This window comes from Parabacteroides sp. AT13 (assembly GCF_002272965.1).
In the GTDB taxonomy this organism is placed as follows: Bacteria; Bacteroidota; Bacteroidia; order Bacteroidales; family Tannerellaceae; genus Parabacteroides; species Parabacteroides distasonis.
Genome location: NZ_NQMH01000001.1, coordinates 414,079 through 438,235 on the forward strand (window position 1 = coordinate 414,079; position 24,157 = coordinate 438,235).

The 24,157-nt window shown below is 43.7% G+C and carries 23 protein-coding genes and 1 tRNA gene; 11 read left to right on the plus strand and 13 right to left on the minus strand.

Annotated elements, in window-relative coordinates; translation table 11 throughout:
* Window positions 1–125: 125 nt before the first annotated feature.
* From pdxA to CI959_RS02030, 9 genes are all read right to left on the minus strand, one after another.
* Window positions 126–1,235: a 4-hydroxythreonine-4-phosphate dehydrogenase PdxA gene (gene pdxA, locus CI959_RS01990; RefSeq protein WP_057317617.1), complete on the minus strand. Its 1,110-nt coding sequence runs from the start codon at window positions 1,233–1,235 to the stop codon at window positions 126–128.
* A gap of 16 nt (window positions 1,236–1,251) precedes the next feature.
* The gene (locus tag CI959_RS01995; RefSeq protein ID WP_005861568.1) at window positions 1,252–2,289 is read right to left on the minus strand and encodes a DUF4837 family protein; all 1,038 of its coding nucleotides are present in this window, start codon (window positions 2,287–2,289) and stop codon (window positions 1,252–1,254) included.
* A gap of 16 nt (window positions 2,290–2,305) precedes the next feature.
* Window positions 2,306–3,337 carry a 23S rRNA (adenine(2503)-C(2))-methyltransferase RlmN gene (gene rlmN, locus CI959_RS02000; RefSeq protein ID WP_005861566.1) on the minus strand — a complete coding sequence of 344 codons (1,032 nt, stop codon included), beginning with the start codon at window positions 3,335–3,337 and terminating at the stop codon, window positions 2,306–2,308.
* Between the two features lie 136 nt (window positions 3,338–3,473).
* A complete protein-coding gene (locus CI959_RS02005) occupies window positions 3,474–5,609 on the minus strand; it encodes a SurA N-terminal domain-containing protein (protein WP_005861564.1) in 2,136 nt (711 codons plus the stop codon).
* Between the two features lie 96 nt (window positions 5,610–5,705).
* Window positions 5,706–6,959, minus strand: a complete 1,254-nt coding sequence (locus CI959_RS02010) for a hemolysin family protein (RefSeq protein WP_008774123.1) — start codon at window positions 6,957–6,959, stop codon at window positions 5,706–5,708.
* A 1-nt stretch (window position 6,960) separates the two neighbouring features.
* Window positions 6,961–7,626: an LPS export ABC transporter periplasmic protein LptC gene (gene lptC / locus CI959_RS02015; protein ID WP_008774124.1), complete on the minus strand. Its 666-nt coding sequence runs from the start codon at window positions 7,624–7,626 to the stop codon at window positions 6,961–6,963.
* A 2-nt stretch (window positions 7,627–7,628) separates the two neighbouring features.
* Entirely contained in the window at window positions 7,629–8,993 is a 1,365-nt protein-coding gene (locus CI959_RS02020; RefSeq protein WP_057317616.1) for a lipopolysaccharide assembly protein LapB, read from the minus strand.
* 84 nt (window positions 8,994–9,077) lie between these two features.
* Entirely contained in the window at window positions 9,078–10,358 is a 1,281-nt protein-coding gene (locus tag CI959_RS02025) for a membrane protein (protein ID WP_005861556.1), read from the minus strand.
* Window positions 10,345–11,172 (minus strand): type III pantothenate kinase, encoded by an 828-nt coding sequence (locus CI959_RS02030; RefSeq protein WP_005861554.1) that lies wholly within the window; start codon window positions 11,170–11,172, stop codon window positions 10,345–10,347. Before CI959_RS02030 ends, CI959_RS02025 begins: the two co-directional genes overlap by 14 nt.
* Before the next feature lie 36 nt (window positions 11,173–11,208).
* On the opposite strand from CI959_RS02030, the gene CI959_RS02035 reads away from it, so the two are divergent.
* The 9 genes from CI959_RS02035 (at window position 11,209) to CI959_RS02080 (ending at window position 18,598) form a co-directional block, all read left to right on the plus strand.
* Window positions 11,209–12,255: a DUF2776 domain-containing protein gene (locus CI959_RS02035; RefSeq protein WP_005861552.1), complete on the plus strand. Its 1,047-nt coding sequence runs from the start codon at window positions 11,209–11,211 to the stop codon at window positions 12,253–12,255.
* 343 nt (window positions 12,256–12,598) lie between these two features.
* Window positions 12,599–12,672 (plus strand) — tRNA-Thr (locus tag CI959_RS02045).
* A 128-nt stretch (window positions 12,673–12,800) separates the two neighbouring features.
* Window positions 12,801–13,331: a DUF4199 domain-containing protein gene (locus CI959_RS02050; RefSeq protein WP_005861548.1), complete on the plus strand. Its 531-nt coding sequence runs from the start codon at window positions 12,801–12,803 to the stop codon at window positions 13,329–13,331.
* A 21-nt stretch (window positions 13,332–13,352) separates the two neighbouring features.
* Window positions 13,353–14,303 (plus strand): glycosyltransferase family 2 protein, encoded by a 951-nt coding sequence (locus tag CI959_RS02055; protein ID WP_005861546.1) that lies wholly within the window; start codon window positions 13,353–13,355, stop codon window positions 14,301–14,303.
* Window positions 14,300–14,821, plus strand: coding sequence for a nitroreductase family protein (locus tag CI959_RS02060; protein WP_005861544.1), 522 nt, complete (start codon window positions 14,300–14,302; stop codon window positions 14,819–14,821). The genes CI959_RS02055 and CI959_RS02060 overlap by 4 nt, the downstream gene beginning before the upstream one ends.
* A 1-nt stretch (window position 14,822) precedes the next feature.
* The gene (locus tag CI959_RS02065; protein ID WP_005861542.1) at window positions 14,823–15,389 is read left to right on the plus strand and encodes a manganese efflux pump MntP family protein; all 567 of its coding nucleotides are present in this window, start codon (window positions 14,823–14,825) and stop codon (window positions 15,387–15,389) included.
* A 44-nt stretch (window positions 15,390–15,433) separates the two neighbouring features.
* Window positions 15,434–17,158, plus strand: coding sequence for a dihydroxy-acid dehydratase (gene ilvD, locus CI959_RS02070; RefSeq protein ID WP_057317615.1), 1,725 nt, complete (start codon window positions 15,434–15,436; stop codon window positions 17,156–17,158).
* Window positions 17,159–17,180: 22 nt separating this feature from the next.
* Window positions 17,181–18,212 (plus strand): FAD:protein FMN transferase, encoded by a 1,032-nt coding sequence (locus CI959_RS02075; RefSeq protein WP_087880116.1) that lies wholly within the window; start codon window positions 17,181–17,183, stop codon window positions 18,210–18,212.
* 8 nt (window positions 18,213–18,220) lie between these two features.
* Window positions 18,221–18,598 (plus strand): hypothetical protein, encoded by a 378-nt coding sequence (locus CI959_RS02080; protein WP_005861536.1) that lies wholly within the window; start codon window positions 18,221–18,223, stop codon window positions 18,596–18,598.
* Between the two features lie 2 nt (window positions 18,599–18,600).
* Here CI959_RS02080 and CI959_RS02085 read toward each other — a convergent pair whose 3' ends face one another.
* The 4 genes from CI959_RS02085 to CI959_RS02100 are packed head-to-tail and all read right to left on the minus strand — an operon-like array spanning window position 18,601 to window position 21,058.
* A complete protein-coding gene (locus tag CI959_RS02085) occupies window positions 18,601–19,182 on the minus strand; it encodes a Maf-like protein (protein WP_005861534.1) in 582 nt (193 codons plus the stop codon).
* Between the two features lie 37 nt (window positions 19,183–19,219).
* Window positions 19,220–19,741 carry an HAD family hydrolase gene (locus CI959_RS02090; protein WP_008780770.1) on the minus strand — a complete coding sequence of 174 codons (522 nt, stop codon included), beginning with the start codon at window positions 19,739–19,741 and terminating at the stop codon, window positions 19,220–19,222.
* Entirely contained in the window at window positions 19,734–20,501 is a 768-nt protein-coding gene (locus tag CI959_RS02095) for a Rossmann-like and DUF2520 domain-containing protein (RefSeq protein ID WP_008780769.1), read from the minus strand. Before CI959_RS02095 ends, CI959_RS02090 begins: the two co-directional genes overlap by 8 nt.
* Entirely contained in the window at window positions 20,498–21,058 is a 561-nt protein-coding gene (locus CI959_RS02100) for a nitroreductase family protein (protein WP_034527798.1), read from the minus strand. The genes CI959_RS02095 and CI959_RS02100 overlap by 4 nt, the downstream gene beginning before the upstream one ends.
* 121 nt (window positions 21,059–21,179) lie before the next feature.
* On the opposite strand from CI959_RS02100, the gene CI959_RS02105 reads away from it, so the two are divergent.
* Both CI959_RS02105 and mce read left to right on the plus strand, forming a co-directional pair.
* On the plus strand, window positions 21,180–23,591 hold the full coding sequence (locus CI959_RS02105) for a TonB-dependent receptor (protein WP_005861526.1): 2,412 nt from the start codon (window positions 21,180–21,182) through the stop codon (window positions 23,589–23,591).
* Window positions 23,592–23,719: 128 nt separating this feature from the next.
* Window positions 23,720–24,130: a methylmalonyl-CoA epimerase gene (gene mce / locus CI959_RS02110; RefSeq protein ID WP_005861524.1), complete on the plus strand. Its 411-nt coding sequence runs from the start codon at window positions 23,720–23,722 to the stop codon at window positions 24,128–24,130.
* Window positions 24,131–24,157: the final 27 nt, after the last annotated feature.

Sequence of the window (24,157 nt, forward strand, 5' to 3'; positions counted from 1 at the left end):
CCTATCTTAAAAGTTTAAAACCAAAAAGCGTCCCACGCCCCATACAAAAATGTCATGTCAATAACATCCATTCGTTATTAACATGACATTTTATGTATTTATTGAAACTTGTCCGGAAAGATCTACTATAATCCGTCCGTATCGTCCTCTTTCGTCAAGTCCAGTTTCTCATTATCTCCCCCCCTATCGAAATATTGCTTACGCAACGGATTAGCGGTAGCCTCCTGATAACGCAACCGGTTCCGGTAGATATCCAACGCCGCATATAAGGCTTGGCGGAACGACTCTTCCGAGGCCACGTTCTGCCCGGCTATGTCATAAGCTGTTCCGTGTGCCGGAGAAGTCCGTACGATCGGCAATCCTGCCGTATAGTTCACCCCGTCATCCATCGCCAACGTCTTGAAAGGAGCGAGCCCTTGATCATGATACATCGCTAAGACACCATCAAATTTATCATACATCTGCGAACCAAAGAAACCGTCAGCCGCATAAGGGCCAAATGACATTACGCCTTTTTTCTCCGCCTCTTGCATTGCCGGTATGATAATCGTCTCCTCTTCCGTACCCAGCAATCCGGCATCACCGGCATGAGGGTTTAAGGAAAGAACCGCGATACGTGGCTTCACAATACCGAAGTCTTGCTTTAACGACTGATTGAAAATACGCAGCTTATTCACGATATCGCCCACGTTGATGGAAGACGCAACTTGCGACAATGGAATATGCCCCGTCACCAAAGCGACACGAAGATCATCTGTCATCAAGATCATCAAGGCTTTTTTATCCAAGCCACCGAAGCATTTCTCCAAATACTCAGTATGCCCGGGAAAATGAAAATCCTCGTTCTGGATATTATGTTTATTGATCGGGGCGGTAAGCAGTACATCCACTACTCCCCGCTTCATATCCGTAACTGCCGCTTCCAACGCCTTGAAAGCCGACTCACCGGCAACCGGCGTAGATTTCGACAACTCCACCTTGGTCTCGTCCTCCACGCAGTTAATAATGTTCACCCGGTTTACTCCCGCATCCTCCGCATGTGAAATAATATTCATATTGATAGGAGGAAGCTCCAATGCCTTCCGGTGATAAGCGGCTATCTTGGACGAGCCATAGATAATCGGCGTGCAAAGCTCCGCCATGCGGGTATCGGAAAAGGTCTTTAATATCACCTCATAGCCGATACCATTTATATCTCCGTGGGTGATCCCCACTTTAATCAGTCGTTCTTCCATATATTTTGTTTGTTTATTACTTTTTCTCTTTTGGGATATCCAATGTCTCAGTTACCGGTTCATCAAATTCACCCGGCAAACGTAACGTAAATAAGGCAGCTTCTATTCTACGCATGAAATTACGCTTGTCTGTCTCCGGAGCATACACAAATCCCTCGGCTACAACCACACGATGATTCTTTTCATCCAAGCGAGTGTGGCTTACGAACGGGCCTCCCATCATATCGCCTTGCATTCTCCACAAACCGCGCATCACGCCACAATATTTACCATTTAAGGTTATTGGCGTATACTCCACTCCCGCACGCGTTTCTGTTTGCATATAGGAACCCGGGAACGAACCCGGCAGATTCGCCTTCAATACAGAATCTCGTTTAGCGACCAGATATTCCTCCGTAAACGTATTCGGATCAGTATAAGGGAAAGTATATACGATTAAGTCCATACGGCCTGTGTTAGCGTTATTGGAAGACCAGAAGAAATCTGTCGTATCCTTATAGTACGTGAAGTTTGCCGGAGCGTTTAACATCACGTTCAGGTCGCTTTTCAGGTTGTCCATAACCACCATGCTATATTCCTTTTGCAATTGCTCTATCGCACGATTCATCTCTACCTTTACGAAGAAGTTGACCAACGCCTTCTCATGGGTCTTTGAATACTCGACGATCGACTCCGTATTAGGAGCTTTCAGCGAAACAACCACCTGTCCTCTAGCCCAGACATTATTCTCGTAGCCTACAGAAACTTTCGTATAAGCAGTGGGATCTATCGTAACCACTAATATATTCCTTACATACCGTAACAGACCTGTAAAATCCTTTGGTTGTACGTAGGTAATCTTCAAAGAAGGCTCGGCTTGCGGCAGTCCGGGCACCGAAGAGGCCAACTCAGACTTTATGGCTTCTCCCGCAGGGCCTTTCCAATCCTTTTGATCCATAACCACGACAACCTCATATGCGAAGCCCGTAGCTTGAGTCATCACAGAACCCGAATTACATGCTCCCATCAAAACAAGAAGCAGCAACATACCGATGAATAAAGAACGTGTTTTCATACCCGTGTGTTTTATATTATACAAATGTAACATTTTTCGCGGTAGAAAGCATTCCACAAGCGGCGAAAATATCCTCCCCTCGTGATGCCCTTATCGTACATACAACTCCTTTGGCGTTTAAGAAATCCCGGAACGCCTCCATTTTAGCGATATCGGAAGTCTCTAAAGACACATTCGGTATCGCATGAAAACGGATCAAGTTTACCCGACAAGGAATTCCACCTAATAAACAACTCAAAGCTTCGGCATGTTTCAAGCTATCGTTCAAATTTTTAAAAACAATGTACTCAAAAGAGACACGTCGTTGATGCGAAAAATCATATTGTTTGATTAAATCGATCACCTCCCTCGCTGGGAATGCCTTTTCAACCGGCATCAAGGAAAGACGTTCCATCGGATAGGGCGAGTGCAGACTTACGGCCAGATGACATTCGCTCTCCTCTAAAAAGCGTTTCAAGCCTTTCGTCACACCGATGGTTGAAACCGTGATACGCTTCGGGCTCCACGCATATCCATACGGAGCCGTGAGTATTTCCAAAACCTTGAAAAGCTCGTCTACGTTATCCAGTGGTTCCCCCATTCCCATGAAAACGATATTCGTCAATGAATCGTTCTCCGGCAAGGACTGGATCTGGTTCAATATCTGGTTCGCTGTCAGGTTTGCCGTGAAGCCTTGTTTTCCCGTCATACAAAACAAGCAATTCATTTTGCATCCGACTTGAGAAGAGACGCAAAGAGTCGCCCGATCATCCGTAGGAATATAAACAGACTCAACAAAACGCCCCGGTCCGGCAGCATATAGATATTTGATCGTACCGTCTTTCGACTTTTGATACTCAGATGGCGGATAAGCCCCGATCTCGAATGAATCCTCTAATAAAGCACGTTTGGCTACCGCTATATTCGTCATCTCCGAAATCCGGGTTATTTTCTTCTTATAAATCCAATCGGCCATTTGCTTAGCCGCATATGCGGGAAGACCCACCTCAGACGCTACACCTTTCAGTTCCTCCAAGGTCATCCCTAATAATTGTCTTTTGTCAACCATGCTATCGATATTTTCTTATTCGCGAAAGTACGAGAAATATTCCACAAAATAAAGATCCCCTGTTTTGTCGTCAAGATATATTTATTTTGACGGCAAAACAGGGGATCTTTTTTATCTTAAGTATAAATACTCTTTATTAATAGAAACGGATACGGTTGTCTTCCACCTTAGCGTTGTTGACCATAGATTGGATAGCTTGGAATCCTACACGATACGCGTTCGAAGCATCCAACGCACGAATTTCCTCTGCCTCGTTGAACTCCTTACCATCTTTATTTCTTGCGTATACTTTGAACACATATACACCGTTGTTACCTTTAACCGGAGCACTTACTTGGTCAACTTGAGCCATAGAAACCATAGCGTTCAAGTTCGGTTCGATACCGATACCAGCGATACGGCGAGTACCAAAGTTCACGAACTTTACAGAGTCTACAGAAGAACCCATCGTTTCAGCATATGCCTCAACTGAAGTTAAATTCTTAGCAGCCAATTCCTGAGCGATCTTATCGCCTTTCTTCTGGGCAGCCAATTCAGCTCTCAAAGCTGGAGCGACCATATCAACCGGACGATACCCCTCGGAAATACTTCCTTCTACAGCAGCCACGACAAACTTATCACTACACTCGAAGATCTCAGAGATAGAACCTTTATCGTTCTGGAACGCCCAACGAATTACCGGACGTGAATTCTTGATAGAACCTAACAACTGATCATCCGTAGTAACCGTTGCACCTGAAATCAAGTTATAACCGGCTTCCTTCGCATTCTCCTCCAATTTAGCCATAGAGTTGTTCTTCGATACGAACTGATTCAACTCATTGTAGATGTTGCTATAGGTCTTAGAGCTAGGAGATACAGTCATGTCGATATCTGCGATCTTATATTTTTCAACATTTCCTGTTTTCTCTGTTACTTTTACAAGGTGAGTACCATATAAAGATTTCACAACCGCTACCTCATTCAATGGAGTTGAGAAGACAGCCTTCTTAAAATCATCATTCACACCTCTCAAAGCGGTAACCTCTGTAAACCAACCTAGTTCACCACCATTCTCGGCGGCTTGGTCTGCTGAGTATTTCTTAGCTAATTCAGCGAAATTAGCGCCACCTTTCAACGCCCCCATCAAGCTATCAGCCAAAGCTGTTGTCTCAGCCTCAGATTTACCGGCCAACATGATGTGGCTAACTTTTACTGAGTCCGGAGCGACCGTCTTATCGACTAGCTTAAACATTCTGTATTTGTCATTCTCGAATACAGGACCATAAACAGCGCCAACCTCAGAAGTCGTAGCGAATTGTTTCATCTCCGGATCCAAAGCCTTCTCCGTGAAGAAAGCGTCAACATAAGGAACCTCAGAGTTCTCGTTTACTACATCAGCCACTCTTTCAGACGTAGCCAGCTCCTCTTTCAAGCTCTCGATCTCGGCCTGTGCCTTATCATAATCCTCTTTACTCGGACGGATATCTACGGCGATATATTTAATTACCTTAGATTCTTTTTGTTTATAAAGCTCCTTGCGTTGGTTATACAATTTCTCGATCTCGCTCTTGCTTACCTCAATCGTTGAATCCGGAATCGTAGCATATGATTGCATAGCGTAAATGATATCCGAATTCTCGGCATTATCATTATAAGCTTCCTTAGCGTCCAATGAATTCGCGGAAATAGCCTTGCTCAATAATGTCGTATATTTTTGCTCCAAACGTTGACGTTTGATGTTCTTCTCCCAGAACAACCAGAAGTTCTTAGCTTGAATCAGCTGTGCCTGTTGATCTGCCGGATAGCTAGCGATATTATCGGAATCGATTTGTTTCAAGAAATTCAACAAAGCGGCCTTATCAAAAGCACCAGTCTGAGGATTCGTAAACATTTGCATTTGTTGGATCAACGGAGAGATATTCTCACCTTGAACCATATCAAACAATTCTTCCGGACTTACTCCCATACCTAATTTAGCAGTAGCCTCGTCCAATACGACCTCTTGTACCATCGCATCGAATACGGACTGGCGAATCTGTGTCATATATTCCTCGGGCAGGCTGGCTGAACCGGATTGCATCTTATACATCTCGGCCATCTCATCAACGCGACCTTGATAATCTTGAATTTTTACAACCTCTCCATCAATCTCGGCGATCCGTTCCTGTGATTGCCTAAAATAAGTAGAACCAGAGTTTAAAAAGTCTCCAATGATAAAAGCGAACAATGCCAAACCCACCACGAGTACCAGCAGTCCTGCTTTGCTTCTAATTTTTTCCAGCGTAGCCATTTATCTTTATTATTTTTTAAAGTTTATTATTTCACATTTTAAGGGCACAAAGATATGAAAAAAAGGAAATTCCACAGCATATAATCCTTTTTTTTATCAAATCCCTACTTTCATACGTACAAGTTCGATCTTCGTAGCCGTTACTTTGATTATCTTAAACGAATATTTATCGATCTGGACAGTCTCGTTCAATTTCGGGAATTTTTGATAGAAATGCAAGATAAAACCGGCGATGGTGACATAATCATCCGACTCCGGAAGATCCAACCCGAACATTTCGTTCAAGGTATCAATCTCCATCCTACCCGACAGCAAATACTCATTGTCCGATACTTTTTTAGCCACATGCGACTTCATATCGTGCTCGTCCTCAATCTCTCCGAAAATCTCCTCCACCAAATCCTCAAGTGTCACGATACCCGACGTACCGCCAAACTCATCCACGACAACAGCCAAGCTCTTCTTCTCTTGCATCAGCAGTTTCATCAGTTTATTCGCCGCCATCGTCTCCGGAACGATCGATACGCTACGGATATGCTGGGTCCAATCCTCCGGATTCTTGAAAAGCTCGGAAGAATGGATATACCCGATAATATCGTCAATATTCTCGTTATACACCAATATCTTCGAAAGTCCCGTCTCGATAAACTTAGAACGCAATTCCTCCATCGTAGCCGACGTATCACAGGCTACGATCTCCGTCCGGGGCACGATACAATCCCTCAAACGGACATTCGAGAAATCTAAGGCATTCTGGAAAATCTTAACCTCCGTATCCATATCCGAATTTTGAGGTGCATCTTCCAGACTTTGCTGTATAAAATAATCCAAGTCTACCTTGCCTAATGCCTGAGGTGAACTTTTCAAGTTCTTCACGCCCCCTAACTTCAAAATCAAAAAAGATAGCAGGGATGAGAACTTGGAGACCGGATACAGGATGATATATATAATAAATAATGGTATCGCAAATATATTGAGTGATAAATTAGGATTCAACTTAAATATGGTCTTGGGAATAAACTCCCCGGCAAACAAGATCAAGATCGTAGATATCACGGATTGGATAAAAACGATCAATGCCTCATTCGCAACCACCTTGGCTATAAACGGCTCCAATACGATTGCCATCTGAAGACCATAAACGACCAACGCAATATTATTTCCTACCAACATGGTAGAGATAAACAAATTTGGATTACGATAGAAAATACCCAGTATCTTACTGGATAGACTACGTTCCTTCTTATCCAGCTCGAAACGAAGCTTATTGGAGGAGATAAAAGCGATCTCCATCCCGGAAAAGAATGCGGAAAATGCGAGGGAAATTAAAATATAAGTCAGCGTCCCCACCTTAATTACTTTTTATTGAATCTATTTGTGACACATCTACCCGGGCACTATCCCCCTGAGCTGTCCGGGTCGTATCGGCCGGAGCATCGCTCACCGGGAAAATACCTTGTGAGTTAAATATCTTATACTGAGTCATATCTTGGTTCGACTCAAAACCTATGCCTGTTATGATCTTATCTTCTTGCTCGATACGCATAAATTTATCAGAATAAACCTTCTCTTGCTTCTGGTCCCAGAACAATTGGGAAGTCTCAAAATGCTCCCCTTGCAGACTTTCCACCTCTACATTACCGATCAGCTCCCAAAGCCCTTTTTTATCATAATAATAGGCTGTATCCGCCTTAATACTCGCTTCTGTCTGGAATAAGGTATCGAACTTCTCCACGTAGATCCCCTCGGGGAAATACCAATGGGGTTCCGCCGCCTTCCCATAGATCTGCCATTCTTTCGCTTTCAAGCGATATCTCGTGATACCTGAATCGGAGATCAAGGATGACACATCCGTAGCCTTCATCGTATAAGTCTTGTCCGGGTCAAACTCAACATCAACCACCTCCTTATGCTCCTTACTGCAAGAGGCAGAAAACAAAAGAAGCATAACAACCACCACGAAGGTAGTTGTTATGCCCATATTTTCCGTTTTACAATGAAAACGATTGCCTATCATAATTACCGAATCGTTGTACGCTCTCCGATCCAACCACCGACAGTGAAAGGTTTGCCCTTCTCCAAATCCGGGTGCATGAAGATCTCCTCCGTAGAAGGAAGGTGAGCACGATAAGATGATATCAAAGTATTAGCCTCTTCAGCAACACTCGGATCTACCTGTTTCGCTTTCTCAAATTTATCGATAGCGGCATTATAAGCAGCTCTTGCCAACACTCCATCATTCGGGAAGACAGATTTAGAAGTAGCAGCATACATCTTGCCGATCAATAAATAAGCATTGCCATAGTTAGGATTTACCTCCAAAGCTTTCTGGCAATATTGTCTAGCCTTTGAATAAGCATTTTGCTCAAACAGCAACAATGCGATCATATAATAATCATCAGCTTTTGAAGTCGCGTCTGTTTCTAAATTCGCGGCCTCATCAAAGTATTTAATAGCCGTATCATAATCCTTTATCTTAACGGCTTTCTTTCCTAGCCCAACAGCAGCCTCGGCACTAGGTTCTTGACGATAAGCATAGTCTGATGCCAAAAAGTAAGCCTCGATTTCTTGGCAACCTGTTCTTCTCAACAAGGATATAGTCTCTTTCAAATAAGGTAAGTTTTCCTTATTCTCCTCGATCTTAGCAGCATACAAATTCTGCAAAGTCTCACAATCGGCAGCACCACTATTCGCAAAGGCATTATCAACACCACTCTTATATGCGGTCAAGGCATTCACTTCTTTTTGATTGTTTGCAGCCTGCGCAGCTTTTAACTGAGCATCCAAGCCACCAGAAACCTTCAAATAATCTTGAATATATTGTTCCTTGAAGTTCGGATCGTTAAGCATTTTCTTCATAGAAGAGAAACTAAACAAGGAGAGACCTAGAGCCTCCGTATCAGCTCCTTTCTCATCAACGATCTCCTTCAACCAAGTATAGGCTTGATTATAGTCGGCATTATCGCCAGTTTGCGCTAAATAATCTTGCACTTTTCGAGCCACGATCCAATCTTTTCCATATTTACGATCGTTACCAAAGTATTTAACACGCTTGTCATAAACCGACATCAAATCATCAATAAGAGCTTTCTTCTTAGCGGGATCTTTCTCTTGGGCGATCTTCCAGCCCATAATTTTCACACCGTACAAATAGATATCTTTTGTAGCGGCAGGACACTCATCGTACACGATCTTCCAGAAATCATAGGCATCTTTGAAGTTTCCGGCTTTCGCGTAAGGAACGAACAAGCTGATATTGGTAATACAACGCACGCTATCCTCACCGGAACCGAACTGTGTACCATTATCTACTCCTTTCTGCGCATAAGCACCCAATGTACCCATAGTACATCCAAGCGCTAGTAATAAAACTTTGATCTTCATATCTCTTTCTATTAAAGTTAGCTATAAATTTATATTCCTTCAAAAAAGTATCATACTCATTAGACCCTTTCGGCCATTCCCGGTTTAATCCACTTTTCGTTTAAAAAACCATAATTCGTTAAATGTATAGTTCACCGTAAACCGGAAATACTGCTCATCAATCATTGTACGTAATTCCGGACGGATCTTCACGTATTCAAATGACAGGTTCACTAATGAACGGTTATCGATCAATGGAAGCCCAAAACCGATACTCGCCCCATATTCATTATAACCATGTCCTTTATAACCATTCTCCTCGGAGCGACTGACTCTTAAGTACGAATTGCTATAATGAAAACCGGCACGGTATCTGATACGTCCCAGATAATTACGATTATCATAACGAGGAATAAATTCGGCACCAGCCGCTACACGTGTACGATTCTTGAATTGACCTTTCTCGTTATCAAAATAAGCGTTCGCCCAGTCCTCATATAAGAAGTCCGCAGCTAACGTCAACCGGTTCTCCTTCACATAAGAGATACCCGCTCCATAAGAGTTTGGCATATCAAACCGATAATTCTTAATTGTATCGTTCCTTGTATATCCGGATGTAGCCGAAGAACCGACAAGTTGAGTATCATACACAGTCGTATTCAGCTTTTTCCCAGGAGAATAAACGAAACCTACCGTGACATGCTCCGTCTTGCTCAAAGGATGCGTATATTGAATACCAAAATCTAACTTTAAATCACGAATCTCATAACGTTGGTTTCTATACACATCGTCCGCCCCTGTCGAACTCGGGAAAATCAAGTTGCGGGAATGTGTTATATTTCCAAATAAAAATCCGGCGTTCAAACCAATGGAAAGACGCTTCTTCCAAATATCATAGGAGAGCCCTAAATAGGCATCGCTTAAGCCACCTTCGCCACTAAAGCTTTCTCCCCAACTTAAACCGCCCTCAGTACGGCTCTCGCCGAAATCATATCCTACATATGAATAAGGTAATAAACCAATACTCATCGCTAAACGCCGGGTGATCGGAAATTGCATAGCGATATACTCCACGTTTCCATTCATCTGTCGTTGCTTATTCGTACCGTCATAGAACCAAGACACCTGACCGGACGCACCAAAATCAAAAAGGAATGTCAACGAATCCATACAACTATAAGATGCTGGATTTAATGGATTTATCTGTTTAGAGGACCTTAATCCATAACCGACTCCACCCATCGCCCTTCCGGCACCAAAAGATCGATCCGCCAACTCTCCATATCCAAATCGCGTATAAGGCGAGTTCGTGTTATTTTGAGCCCACAATGGCAATTGTGTAAAGATAAGAAAACTTATTATTACTACCTTATTAATTTTCAACATTATACTCTAAGATTCTGTTTAATCCTGTCAACACTAAATTAATGTCTGCAAAGATGGAGTTTTTTAGCCGTCTTTCAAAATAAAACGAATGACCGCCTGTTAAAAAAACCAAAAGATCCGGATATTTTACTTTCAGCTCGTCAATATATCCGTCCATCTCGTAAACAATCCCATTCACCACACCCGCTTGGATAGCCGTTTCCGTACTTCTCCCGATAAGCGGTATATCATCCTCTTCCGTTACCAAAGGCAGTTTCTTCGTAAAATGGTTCAACGCTCGAAAACGGGTTGTCATCCCCGGAGAGATATTCCCTCCCAGAAAGATACCCGGCGCTTCTATCACCTCATACGTGATAGCGGTACCGGCATCGATAACCAGCAGATTTTTTCCCGGCCGCAAATAATTCGCCCCCACGACAGCGGCCAAACGGTCCTTGCCTAGCGTTTTCGGCGTCCCATATTCCACCTTGATCGGTAAAGCTACATGTTCATCCAGAAAGACAAAACGCTGAAGCTTATTTTTTAGATAAGCGATCAACTCATCGTCCGTATCTATCACCGTCGATAAAATGCCTTGCGTAAAAGCGTACTTCTCAAAAAGAGCAGCGACCACAGATACACCGAATTGCTTGTATACAAAAGAAGCCTCTATATGCCCATTTTTATACACAGCGACCTTTGATGACGTGTTACCTTGTTCTATAATAAGATTCACTTCTCTGATATTTTCCGCAAAGAAAAACAAAAATGATGAAATAACACGCAAAAACATCGTATAACCTCTAAAATTCTTCTTGAACAAAAAGGATCGCATCTCTGTTTGAAGAAAAATCTAAATAAAAAACAAGTTATGAATTACGGGATTAGTGTCTTATTCAGGGCGATTCCATTGCTAATGGCCCTCTTTTGTTTCGGTTATGGATTTTTTGTCTTTAACTATGGAGTGGACTCCAGCAGATTCGTCGCCGGACCTGTCGTATTCTCTCTTGGCTTTATTTGTATAGCCTTGTTCGCTACGGCAGCGACCATTATTCGTCAAATTATCCATACATATAATAATGTAGCCAGATTCGCCTTGCCTATCCTTGGATATCTCTCGGCAACCATCACTTTTCTGGCGGGCTTTATCTTACTCATGTCCTCACCGGCGCCAGCAGACTTTGTCGCGGGCCATGTCATTTGCGGGGTGGGCCTTATAACCGCATGCGTAGCAACAACGGCTACCGCCTCTACCCGATTCACCTTAATACAAATGAACGCCAAAAGCGACGATCCCAGAATACCAGACAAAGCGTTCAACTTTTGGCAGGGGGTATTCTTGATCCTTGTAGCATCATTTATATCCATAGTCGCATGGATTTGGGCTTACCGGTTGCTAGCGCATAGCGACGAGCATTCCCAATACTTTGTCGCCGGGCATGTGATGGCCGGACTAGCATGTATTTGCAGCAGCTTAATCGCTTTAGTCGCCACGATCGCCCGACAAATAAGAAACACATATTCCCGATTGGAAAAAAGGCTATGGCACCGTTTTGTCATCCTGATGGGATCTATCAGTCTGATATGGGGCCTCTTCGTATTAGGAGATAGCGACCCGGCTAATGCCTCAACCGGATATATCATGATCGGCCTTGGATTAGTTTGCTATAGTATCTCCAGCAAGGTGATCTTGCTGTCTAAAATATGGAGGGAAGAATTCAAGCTTGCCAACCGGATTCCATTGATTCCTATATTCACGGCTTTATTCTGCCTTTTCCTCTCCGCTTTCCTTTTCGAGATGGCGGCCGAGCATAGTTATTATGCCATTCCCGCACGGGTATTGGCCGGACTGGGAGCGATCTGCTTTACGTTGTTCTCCATCGTCAGCATATTGGAAAGCGGAACCTCTTCCAAGTAAACTGTTTTTTCATCGTGATGAAAATACTTTTTCTTCACGGTGAAAATACTTTTTCTTCATGATGAAAATATTTTTTCCTCACAATGAAAAAATCAACATTCTTTGATAAACCATCGGCCACAACACATAAAACATTCTTTAACACTACCAAAAGCATAAGGTTTTCAATTCTTTATAAACAATTATCATCCCAAGAGTAAGAAAACGCTTGCAAAGTAAAAAATAATATCTACTTTTGCACCCGGGTAAGTCCTACACGGCATGCTCCCTCGGAATCCCCCAGGGCTTGACCGCAGCAAGGGTACTTGGTTGTAGCGGCGCGATGTAGTAAGCTTACCCACCTGCCTCTTTAGCTCAGTTGGCCAGAGCACGTGATTTGTAATCTCGGGGTCGTTGGTTCGAATCCGACAAGAGGCTCAGATAAGACACATCTTAAAGAAGGAAGCTTATAAGTAGGCTTCCTTTTTCGCATTTTAGGCATAATATAGTTGCGCATTTGCATTAATATATTAATTTTGCTGATAAGAATTCAAAACTGCAGCATCATGGAAGAGAATAAGAATTTACTTTTAAAAGGCGCTATGACTTATGGTTTGGCCATGGGTATATATTGGGTAGTGAAATACATCTTTTTCATCTTCAGCGTTTCCGTCCCCTCCTTAAGTCTTGTCTATTGGCTATTGACGCTCGCCGTCCCTTTCATCGCCTACTACATGACGAAAAGATATCGGCACGACATCGGTGGAAGGATCAGTTTCTTTCATGCATGGAGATTCGGCACGATGTTGTATTTTTTCGCCGCATTGATCGTCTCGCTTGAATACTTTGTCTTTTATCAGTTCATCGCCCCGCCTGATTTCGTGGCAAATGCGATCGGGCAATTAACGACTGTACTAAAGGATAGCCAAGTCAGCTCGGAGATGATCGACTCGCTCAGCAAGATTCGTATCTCGCCAATCCACATGGCCATACAAGGAATATTTAATAACGTATTTTACGGCATCATACTTTCTATACCGGTAGCGGCTCTCTTGTGCAGGAACAATTCGACAGGTTCCATCACTGAAAACCGCTAAAAAGTTAATTACAGACAAATAATGGACATATCAGTTGTTATCCCGTTGTATAACGAAGCCGAGTCTTTACCCGAGTTATTCTCGTGGATAGAGCGGGTGATGAAAGAACATAATTATACCTATGAAGTCATTTTCGTGAATGACGGCAGTACGGATAATTCTTGGGAAGTGATCGAGGAGTTGAAGCAACGTTCTCCACACGTCCGGGGAATCAAGTTCCGTCGCAACTACGGTAAGTCGCCGGGATTGCATTGCGGATTCCAACGGGCTAAAGGTGACGTGGTCATTACCATGGACGCCGATCTGCAGGACAGCCCGGATGAGATACCCGAACTTTACCGGATGATCACCGAAGACGGGTACGATTTGGTATCCGGCTGGAAAAAGAAAAGATATGACCCGTTGTCTAAGACGATCCCCACGAAATTATTCAACGCGACAGCTCGTAAATTCTCGGGAATAAAGAACTTACACGATTTCAATTGCGGATTGAAAGCGTATAAGAATGTTGTCATTAAAAATATAGAGGTGTATAACGATATGCACCGTTACATACCTTATTTAGCTAAGATTGCCGGATTTCACAAGATTGGCGAGAAAGTAGTGAAACATCAAGCCCGCAAGTACGGAACTACTAAATTCGGGTTGGATCGCTTCGTGAACGGTTATCTTGATTTGATCACGCTTTGGTTTACTTCCAAATTCGGAAAGAAACCGATGCACTTCTTCGGTTTATGGGGAAGCGCTATGTTCTTCATTGGTTTTATCGCTCTAGTAATCGTACTCAGCATGAAATTGATCTCGATGTACTCTGGAGATCTAAGACCTTTGGTTACAAGTTCCCCTTATTTCTATATTTCATTGACAGCGATGATTCTGGGAACCCAGATGTTCCTAGCGGGCTTTATCGGGGAGTTGATTTCCCGCAATTCTCCGAATCGCAATAACTATAAAATAGAGGATGAGATATGAGTTTCCTAGAATTAGCGAGAAAACGTTGTTCTATCCGAAAGTATGCCCCCAAAAACGTAGAGCAAGAAAAGATTGATTATATCCTAGAAGCAGCTCGTTTGGCCCCTTCGGCGGTAAATTATCAACCTTGGTATTTTGTTTGGGTTCAAAGTGCGGAAGGAAAAGCTAAATTACAAGAATGCTATCCCCGGGAATGGTTCAAGCAAGCGCCTTATTACTTGATCGTTTGCGGAGATCATCAGCAATCTTGGAAACGGGGCGATCATAAGGATCATATGGATATCGATGCGGCTATCGCCACGGAACATATTTGTTTAGCCGCAGCCGAACAAGGATTGGGAACTTGCTGGGTTTGCAATTTCGACACGGAGCTTTGCCGGAAACATTTTAAAATTCCGGAAATGATCGAGCCTGTTGTATTGATACCGTTCGGCTATCCTTCCGACCCGGCATTATTCGATGAGACTCCAAAGAAACGTAAGCCTATAGAAGAAATTATTAAACGGGAATCATTCTAGTATGTTATACATTGAAGTTCTGCTACTAGCGATCGGCTTATCCATGGATAGCCTAGCAGTATCAGTTACCGGCGGCGCAGTTCTTAAGAGTAACTGCACCGCCGGTAATATTATTAAGATAGCGAGTGTGCTCGGTATATTCCAAGCCGGAATGACCGTGATCGGTTATACGATGGGATTAGGATTCGAAAAATACATTTGCGCCTTCGACCATTGGATCGCATTTACCCTCTTGCTTTACTTAGGTGGAAAAATGATATACGATAGCACGAAAGAAGAGGAGGAAGACGGGAAATTCGATCCTCTATGTAACCGGACATTATGCGGATTGGGAATAGCGACAAGTATCGATGCCCTCGCCGTAGGAATCTCTCTGGCGATCTTAAAATCACCACTCTTGCTGCAAGCCTCGACTATCGGTGTTGTCACCTTCGCTATCTCTGCCTTCGGTGTCTATTTCGGTAACCGATTCGGCAAGAGAATCGACTTGAAGCTGGACCTCATCGGAGGTTTAATCTTAATCGGTATCGGTACAAAAATTTTAATAGAGCATTTATTCTTTAGCTAGGGATACCTTATTGAATAAATAACCTTATACATTAATTAATAGACATGAAAAGCCAGCAATTACGAAAACTAGCGCCGGAGCTGGATTCACTCCGGCTAGGCAGCGGTTGGAAAATCGACGAATTGAGTAAACCGCAAATCATTGTAGAAAGCAGTTACGGACATAGCCATCCGGGAAGCGCCCATCTGGATAAATTGGTGGACGAGGCCGGAATCGGTATAAAGGAAAAGGGGGGACGTGCCGCAAACTACTTCGTCACCGATATTTGTGATGGAGAGGCGCAGGGACACGATGGTATGAACTACTCATTAGTCTCCCGTGATATCATGGCCGCCATGATGGAAATTCATGTAAAAGCGACTCCTTTCGACGCTGGTGTCTTTATAGCCAGTTGCGACAAATCCGTCCCTGCGCATTTGATGGCGATAGCCCGGCTAGATATGCCTGCTATATTCATGCCCGGTGGTATAATGAAAGCCGGTCCCAACCTACTCACGTTAGAACAAATCGGTACCTATAGCGCCCAATACGAGCGAAAGGAAATAACGGAAGAACAATTCATGGTTTATAAGCGTGACGCATGTCCGGATTGTGGAGCTTGCTCTTTCATGGGTACTGCCTCTACGATGCAAGTAATGGCAGAAGCGCTAGGCATCGCTTTACCGGGTTCCGCCTTGATCCCCGCCCATTTACCCGAGTTAAAAGAAACCGCCCGTAAAGCCGGAGAACATGCGCTCGGACTGGCGAGAGAAGAGTTAAAACCCTCCGATATCATGACGATACAAGCGTTTGAAAATGCGATCATGGTACATGCCGCCATAGCGGGTTCCAGCAACAGCCTGCTTCATCTTCCAGCTATCGCCCACGAACTGGGAATCCAGTTATCACCGGATTTGTTCGACAAGATACATCGTAAGATCCCCTACCTTTTAAATATACGTCCCAGCGGTTTTTGGCCCGGCGAATACTTCTGGTATGCGGGAGGCGTACCGGCGATCATGGAAGAAATCAAGGAATTCCTCCATCTCGATGTCAAGACCGTTACCGGCAGAACATTGGGAGAAAACTTAAAAGATTTACAGCTCAACGGCTTCTATGAGAATTGCCATAAATATCTTCCTGCCCTAGGAGTAAAGGTTGGCGATATTATCAAACCTCTTCATACACCGATCAAGGCACAAGGAGCCATCGCTATATTGAAAGGAAATTTAGCGCCCGAAGGGGCAGTCGTAAAACATTCGGCGATTTCACCCCGCTTGATGCAAGTCACCCTGAAAGCGAGGGTATTCGATTGTGAGGAGAACGCTATTGAGGCGGTATTACAAAAGAAAATCCATCCGGGAGAAGCGGTATTTATCCGTTATGAAGGACCGAAAGGAAGTGGAATGCCAGAAATGTTTTATACGACAGAAGCGATCGCCTCCGATCCTGAGTTGGTAGAGACCATCGCATTGATCACCGACGGTCGTTTCTCCGGAGCGACCCGAGGCCCGGCGATCGGACATGTATCCCCGGAGGCTTCCGAGGGGGGACCGATCGCCTTGGTAGAGAACGATGACTTGATCCGTATCGATATTCCAGCGAGAAGATTGGATATAATCGGTACCGGCGGTATCGAGAGAAGCGCGGAAGAAATAGAAAAGATCCTATCCGAAAGGCGTGCACATTGGATAAAACCAGAGTCACAATATAAAAAAGGAATCCTTGATATTTATACACACAATAGCGTCTCCCCCATGAAAGGGGCATATATGGAATTTTTTATGTAAGTTCGCGACATAAAATTTCATAATGATGCGCAAGAATATTTCCATATTAGTCAGCCTGTTGATCTTATCGCTTACGGCTTGCTCGGACAAGGGCCAATATTTCGAAGAGAGTGGTTCTGTTTTTCATACAAGTTACCACATCAAATACAAGGCCAAGCAAATCCTAACCGATAAGATCGACAGCGAGCTGCAACATTTTAACCTCTCCTTAAATCCTTTCAACCCCAACTCCACGATCGCTAAAGTCAATAATAACGAGGATGTGGAGGTAGACGAATGGTTTACCGAAGTATTCAATAAGGCGGAAGAAATCTCCAAAAAATCAGGAGGAGCTTTTGATATTACTTGCGCTCCATTAATTAATCTATGGGGATTCGGATTCAGTAAGATGGACAGCGTAACCCCGCAGATGATCGATAGCATCAAGGCTTTCGTCGGTTATCAAAAAGTAAGATTGGAAGGAAAGAAAATCATCAAAGAAGATCCCCGGATTCTATTGAATTGTTCGTCCATCGCAAAAGGTTATGCTTGCGATGTTATCGCCCGCCTGCTGGAAAAGGAAGGCGTAAAGAACTACATGGTAGAAATAGGTGGTGAGGTCACCATGAAAGGCGTAAATCAACAAGGTGACTGTTGGCGAGTCGGCATCAACAAGCCGGAAATAGGGACAAGTGGCGTAACAAATGATGTTGAAGAGATCGTACAATTATGCCAAAAAGGGGGGGTGGCTACTTCTGGTGACTACCGAAACTTCTACATCAAGGATGGTAAGAAATATGCCCATACGATCAATCCTGCGACCGGTTATCCCGCTGGACAAAATATTCTTAGTGCGACAATCGTGGCGGAAGATTGTATGACAGCAGACGCTTACGCTACGACTTTCATGGTTTTGGGAGTCGAGAAAGCGAAGCTACTGGCACAATCCATCCCCCAAATAGAGTATTTCATTATTTATGCGGACAACAACGGACAACAGAAAGTCACCTACTCAAAAGGTATGTTGGAATACCTTCCTAACAGAAAAACATTGGCTATCCTCGAAAATCCTTAAGTTCCTACATGAAGCGTTATCTAAATCAACTTGAATGCAAAATACTGAGAGCCGGAGATTCCCTGTTTAATTCCACAACCACGGATAACCTATTAATCTTCGTATTTTCGGGAAAACTTATTATTTACAGCCAAGAAGGGACACATATAGCGGAAGTGGCAAAAGATCATTTCATGCTACTTGCGCAAAACACCAATCATAAGGTTATAGCCTCAGCCCCTACCCGCCTTATCTTAATACATGCGGGCAGTCTATCCGACATGATCATAAATGACCCGGAATGGAATGTGGAGAAACCGGTCGTCTTACCGATTCCCCCAGCCTTAGCGCACACATTAAATCAGATAGAATATTATATGAAGGATAAATACTTTACCTTGAATTGAGATTAAAAATGTTTCAATTCCTGATAAAGCTTTTGCACAGGTAATCCCATCACGTTATAAAAACTACCATTGATAGCCTCTACCCCGATATAACCGATCCACTCCTGAATGCCATACCCTCCCGCTTTATCATAAGGTTTATATTTATCCAAATAATAATTAATCTCTTCATCACCCAATTTAGCGAAACAAACCGCAGATTCGACGGAAAAGCCTACATTTTTGTCCTTCGTCATGATACAAACACCGGTTATTACCTGATGTACATGATCCGACAAAGCATGAAGCATAGCATAAGCTTCCTCTCGATTCGCAGGCTTTCCCATAACCCCGTCAAACGTCCAAACGATCGTATCTGCCGTGATTAGCAATTCATCATCCGCCATAGTCGGTTTATAGGCCTCCGCTTTCGAACGGGCAATATATAAAGGGATCTCCATGGAGTCAATAGAATCCGGGTAAGACTCGTCAATATCCGAAATTACCCTCACCTCGAAGTCGATATCCAGACCAGATAACAAATTCCGTCGTCTCGGAGAATTAGAGGCTAAGACGATCTTGTACTTTTTTAAATTCTCTAACATAACCTATTCGATTAAGCGTTACACATTCACCAAAATTTTACCACCCAAAAGCCTCCTCGCCGAACCAGTGTCCTTGCGCCCGCATCGTTTGCTCGATCACGTCCCTAGCTACGCCTTCGCCACCTCGCCGGGAGGATATATATTTCGCTATCTCCTTGATCTCCGGAGCCGCATCCGCAGGTGCCACCGGCAATCCGACTTGCGTCATTACCTCATAATCAGGAATATCATCACCCGCATACATGATTTGCTCAGGAGACAAGCCCGTTTTTTCCATAAAATCCTTAAAGTCATGCACCTTTACAGCGCTACGCATATAAATACGTTGTATTCCTAAACGAGAAAAGCGAATCTGTACGGCTTCCGTATATCCGCCCGTAATTATAGCGACCTCATAACCTTTCTTCACGGCCAATTGCAAGGCATAGCCATCCTTGATATTGACCGTACGCATCGGATCGCCATTCGGGTGAAGCGGAATCACATCGCAGGATAGCACCCCGTCTACATCAAAGACAAAAGCCTTTATTTTTCTCAAATCATAGTTTATACTACTCATGTCGAGCCTCCTTATGTATACTTCGGCTAATCAGCTCATATAGATTTCGCATATCCGGATCTTTAAGCATAGCCATATGTTTGTTTATCACATTTTCGTCATATCGTATAGCTGGTCCCGTTTGGGCCCGCGCCGGCGACATTACATGTACCTTAGCGGCTGTCTCGTCTATCAAAGGTAGCAAGACCTCTCCCGGTATTTGCTGTTCTTCCAAGATCTTTTCAGCTAGCGCATACATATGATTCGTAAAATTACAAGCGAAAACCGCCGCTAAATGTAAGTTCTTTCGCTTCTCGGAGGAGAGGAAACGGACATCACAGGAGAGCGCCCTAGCCACCTCTCCCAGCACCTTCTCATCTTCAGATGAGTTCGCCTCTAAAAAGAACGGTATTTTCTTGAAATCCACCTCCCTACTCTTACTAAACGTTTGTAACGGATAAACCACCCCATATCTAGCCGTAAAACCTTCAAATACAGAGATTGGCATACTCCCTGCCGTGTGCACCCACAAACCGTTATTCGGTTTTACACGGGCGATAACATCTTGGAGCACGGCATCTTTCAAAGAGAAAACATACAAGTCGGCATCTTCCACAATCTCTTCCGGGATCACGGTCCACCCACATCCCAATTCATCAGCTAAAATCTTAGCATGCTCACTTGTGTGACTATATACTTGCCCGATACTCATTCCGGACTTACGCATTTCCAACGAAAGCCGGGTAGCTAAGTTTCCGGCACCAACAAATACGACTCTCATTCTCCCGTCTCTTTATTTTCTTCCGGAAGAGAAAACTTTCCTATATGTATCTTCTCCCATTGTAAATGGGATTCATCAAAAGGCTTACGAACCTGATCCTTATAACCGATACCAATGATAGACAAGACATCCAATTGATAAGGGATATCCAGCAACGAACGAACATAATTATTCGAATCCGCCTCGTCCTCTGTTACCCGGTTCCGGATCTGACACCAGCAACTGCCCAATCCCAAATCCTCTGCTTGCAATTGCATATAAATAGAAGCGACCGAAGCGTCCTCGATCCAAACATCGCTTTCCATCACATTCGCCAAGACAACCACGGCTAAGGCACAACCCTCCAGAAAAGTGGAACCATTTTTCTTACACCCGGCAAGTTTCTTCAACATTTCCTTATCTTCCACGACCACGAACTGCCAAGGATTACTACGTTTTGAGGCCGGAGCCATCAACGCCGCTTTCAAGATCAGTTCTACCTGCTCGGGTGAAAGTAGTTGTTCGGTAAACTTACGTGTACTTCTTCTATTTTGTATAAGTGTTGCAAAACTCTCCATTTTTTTCGTTCTTTGTACTCTTTTAATATTAAGATTCGCAAATATAAATATAATTTTTTGCACCCATATATACGTATCGTTCTTTTTTCTCGTTAGTATTTTTATAATTGAACAATAGATTATGAAGATTCGTGCGATAGCCGCGCTGCTATTTATACTTATTTCCGTGAGTGCCTTTGGCGAAGGCCGCATAAAAATCACTGGTTATGTCCGTGACGCCGACGGTAACCCTCTGGAATTAGTGAATGTCCGGGTTAAGAACACGTTGATCGGCTCCATGACCAACGAGAAGGGATATTATTCCTTTTCCATATCGCCGGGGGATTCTATCTCCATTATTTACTCTTGTCTGGGATATAATAAAGCTGAACGTATCATTCCTTCAGCACAAGCCGATATGCGCCTGAACGTACAGATGAACTATACCTCATTTGATTTAGGGGAAGTATCTGTTACTGCCATCCGCAAGCAGACCACGACCATGGAGTCCCTAAATGCGGACAAAATCAAGTTATTGCCCGATCCTTCCGGAGGTAGTATAGAGAGCTTGGTCGTTACGTTTGCCGGAGTATCGTCCAATAACGAGTTAAGTTCCCAGTATTCCGTACGTGGAGGTAGTTATGATGAAAATATCGTTTATGTGAATGGGATCGAGGTATTCCGTCCACTTCTGATTCGCTCGGGACAACAAGAGGGCCTTAGCTTTATCAATCCGGACCTAACGGAGGCGGTCAATTTCGCCGCCGGTGGCTTCGAGGCTCGTTACGGAGACAAGATGAGTTCTGTGCTGGATATTACCTATAAAAAACCTAAGATATTCGAAGGCTCGGCTTCTGCGAGCTTGTTGGGCGCGAATGCTTATGTAGGCAGTTCTATCGGTAAATTTACCCAAGTAACGGGTTTCCGCTTTAAAAGCGGTCGGTCTATTTTGGGTACCATGGATACAGACGCAGAATACGACCCTAAATTTATCGATTTGCAAACTTACATCACGTACCAATTGGCCCCTAAATGGGAAATCAATTTCTTGGGAAACCTCGCTAACAATAATTATAAATTCACCCCTTATAGCCGAGAAACCTCTTTCGGTACAGCCGAGCATCCCAAGAACTTCAAAGTCTATTTCGACGGAAGGGAAAGAGACCGTTTCCAAACCTTATTCGGTGCGCTTACATTGAAACACAACCCCAATGAGAACACAGAGTTGGGACTTCAAGCCTCCGCTTTCAAAAGCAAGGAAGAAGAGGGATACGATATCGCCGGAGAATATTGGCTGAGCGAGAACGGAGCGGAAAATCCGAATGACGACGCGTCAGCCGCCATGTCCGTAGGCCGTTATCACGAGCACGCACGAAACCGTTTGAACTCCACCGTCATGAATGTCGGGCACTATGGGATGGCCCGCCTTTTAAACAATACGTTGAAATGGGGAGCCACGGTACAAATGGAGAAAATCAATGATAAGATCAGTGAATGGGAAAAAAGGGATTCCTCAGGTTATTCTTTGCCCCAAACCGGTAATAACGTAAGTGTATATTCGAACCTCTTTTCTGATAATCAGATAGAAAGCACACGCTTTTCCGCTTATGCGCAAGACGCATTCAAATTCAGGACCAAGCAAGGTCTGTTCACGTTAGTCGCAGGGGTTAGAGGTAGTTATTGGACTTATAATAAGGAGTTCCTTTTCAGTCCCCGTGCCTCATTGGGCTTTATCCCGAACTTCGACCAAGACTTGACGCTCCGTTTCGCCACCGGACTGTATTATCAATCGCCCTTCTACAAGGAATTACGTAGAGTAGACAAAGATAAGAACGGCAATAATATCACGGTATTGAACAAAGATCTAAAGTCACAACGCTCCATCCATTTCATATTGGGAGGAGATTATACGTTCCGTGCCGTAGACCGGAATTTCAAGGTGACCGCCGAGATGTACTATAAAAAGCTGGACAATCTGAATCCCTACACCGTAGATAACGTCAAGATCCGCTATTACGGTGAGAACTGCGCCAAAGGTTACGCCATGGGACTCGATGTCAAATTCTTCGGAGAATTCGTACCGGGTACCGACTCATGGATCAGCTTCTCCTTGATGAAAGCCCAGCAAACCATCCGGGAAACAACGACCGTTCCTATGGCCAATAGCCAAGGCTACAACATCTCACTCTTCTTCCAAGATTATTTCCCGGGCTATAAACGAGTCAAGCTAAATCTGAAAGGAGTTCTATCCGGAGGACTTCCCCAGACAATCCCGGGCAAAGGATACGAAGCCGGCTATTTCCGTACGCCCGCCTACAAACGTGTAGATATCGGCCTCTCCTATCAATTGGCAGGAGGCACGGACGCTATCATGGACAGGGGCTTCTTCCGCCATTTGAAAAACATTTGGCTAGGTCTGGATGTGTTTAACATATTAGACATCAAAAACGTTAGTTCCTACTATTGGATAACAGATGTATATAATGTCCAATACGCAGTTCCAAACTATCTGACCGGACGTCAATTGAACGTTCGTCTGATTGTCGATTTTTAATAAAATGTATCTTTAAACACATTTACTGGGAGATAAAAACAAAAAATTATTTCCTCATTCATAAAAAGTAGTGTACATTTGCACACAATAGAAACAAACATTTACTAAATCTTTAAATTATTATTGACATGGAACTTACACATATCGAACATTTAGGTATCGCAGTGAAGAGTATCGAGGCTTGTTTACCCTATTATGAAGGCGTTCTTGGATTAAAATGCTACAATATCGAAGTAGTAGCAGACCAAAAAGTAAAAACCGCATTTTTCAAGGTAGGACAGACTAAGATTGAACTACTAGAGCCGACCAGCGAAGATAGCACGATCGCGAAATTTATCGAGAAAAAAGGTGAAGGTATCCACCATATCGCATTCGCGGTACCTGATGTACAGGCAGCTTTGAACGAGGCTGAGGAAAAAGGCGTTAAATTAATCGATAAAGCTCCTCGTGGTGGCGCGGAAGGCTTGAACATCGCTTTCCTTCACCCGAAATCAACTTGCAGCGTATTGACAGAACTTTGCATGCCGGGCAACAAATAATTAATCCGTTCATTTCTAACAACAAAT

Bases quoted from the DNA above. Each gene is read 5' to 3' on its own strand.
- pdxA (WP_057317617.1), bottom strand. From the start codon at position 1,235: ATGGAAGAACGACTGATTAAAGTGGGGATCACCCACGGAGATATAAAT.
- CI959_RS01995 (WP_005861568.1), bottom strand. From the start codon at position 2,289: ATGAAAACACGTTCTTTATTCATCGGTATGTTGCTGCTTCTTGTTTTG.
- rlmN (WP_005861566.1), bottom strand. From the start codon at position 3,337: ATGGTTGACAAAAGACAATTATTAGGGATGACCTTGGAGGAACTGAAA.
- CI959_RS02005 (WP_005861564.1), bottom strand. From the start codon at position 5,609: ATGGCTACGCTGGAAAAAATTAGAAGCAAAGCAGGACTGCTGGTACTC.
- lptC (WP_008774124.1), bottom strand. From the start codon at position 7,626: ATGATAGGCAATCGTTTTCATTGTAAAACGGAAAATATGGGCATAACA.
- CI959_RS02020 (WP_057317616.1), bottom strand. From the start codon at position 8,993: ATGAAGATCAAAGTTTTATTACTAGCGCTTGGATGTACTATGGGTACA.
- CI959_RS02025 (WP_005861556.1), bottom strand. From the start codon at position 10,358: ATGTTGAAAATTAATAAGGTAGTAATAATAAGTTTTCTTATCTTTACA.
- CI959_RS02030 (WP_005861554.1), bottom strand. From the start codon at position 11,172: ATGCGATCCTTTTTGTTCAAGAAGAATTTTAGAGGTTATACGATGTTT.
- CI959_RS02035 (WP_005861552.1), top strand. From the start codon at position 11,209: ATGAATTACGGGATTAGTGTCTTATTCAGGGCGATTCCATTGCTAATG.
- CI959_RS02050 (WP_005861548.1), top strand. From the start codon at position 12,801: ATGGAAGAGAATAAGAATTTACTTTTAAAAGGCGCTATGACTTATGGT.
- CI959_RS02055 (WP_005861546.1), top strand. From the start codon at position 13,353: ATGGACATATCAGTTGTTATCCCGTTGTATAACGAAGCCGAGTCTTTA.
- CI959_RS02060 (WP_005861544.1), top strand. From the start codon at position 14,300: ATGAGTTTCCTAGAATTAGCGAGAAAACGTTGTTCTATCCGAAAGTAT.
- CI959_RS02065 (WP_005861542.1), top strand. From the start codon at position 14,823: ATGTTATACATTGAAGTTCTGCTACTAGCGATCGGCTTATCCATGGAT.
- ilvD (WP_057317615.1), top strand. From the start codon at position 15,434: ATGAAAAGCCAGCAATTACGAAAACTAGCGCCGGAGCTGGATTCACTC.
- CI959_RS02075 (WP_087880116.1), top strand. From the start codon at position 17,181: ATGATGCGCAAGAATATTTCCATATTAGTCAGCCTGTTGATCTTATCG.
- CI959_RS02080 (WP_005861536.1), top strand. From the start codon at position 18,221: ATGAAGCGTTATCTAAATCAACTTGAATGCAAAATACTGAGAGCCGGA.
- CI959_RS02085 (WP_005861534.1), bottom strand. From the start codon at position 19,182: ATGTTAGAGAATTTAAAAAAGTACAAGATCGTCTTAGCCTCTAATTCT.
- CI959_RS02090 (WP_008780770.1), bottom strand. From the start codon at position 19,741: ATGAGTAGTATAAACTATGATTTGAGAAAAATAAAGGCTTTTGTCTTT.
- CI959_RS02095 (WP_008780769.1), bottom strand. From the start codon at position 20,501: ATGAGAGTCGTATTTGTTGGTGCCGGAAACTTAGCTACCCGGCTTTCG.
- CI959_RS02100 (WP_034527798.1), bottom strand. From the start codon at position 21,058: ATGGAGAGTTTTGCAACACTTATACAAAATAGAAGAAGTACACGTAAG.
- CI959_RS02105 (WP_005861526.1), top strand. From the start codon at position 21,180: ATGAAGATTCGTGCGATAGCCGCGCTGCTATTTATACTTATTTCCGTG.
- mce (WP_005861524.1), top strand. From the start codon at position 23,720: ATGGAACTTACACATATCGAACATTTAGGTATCGCAGTGAAGAGTATC.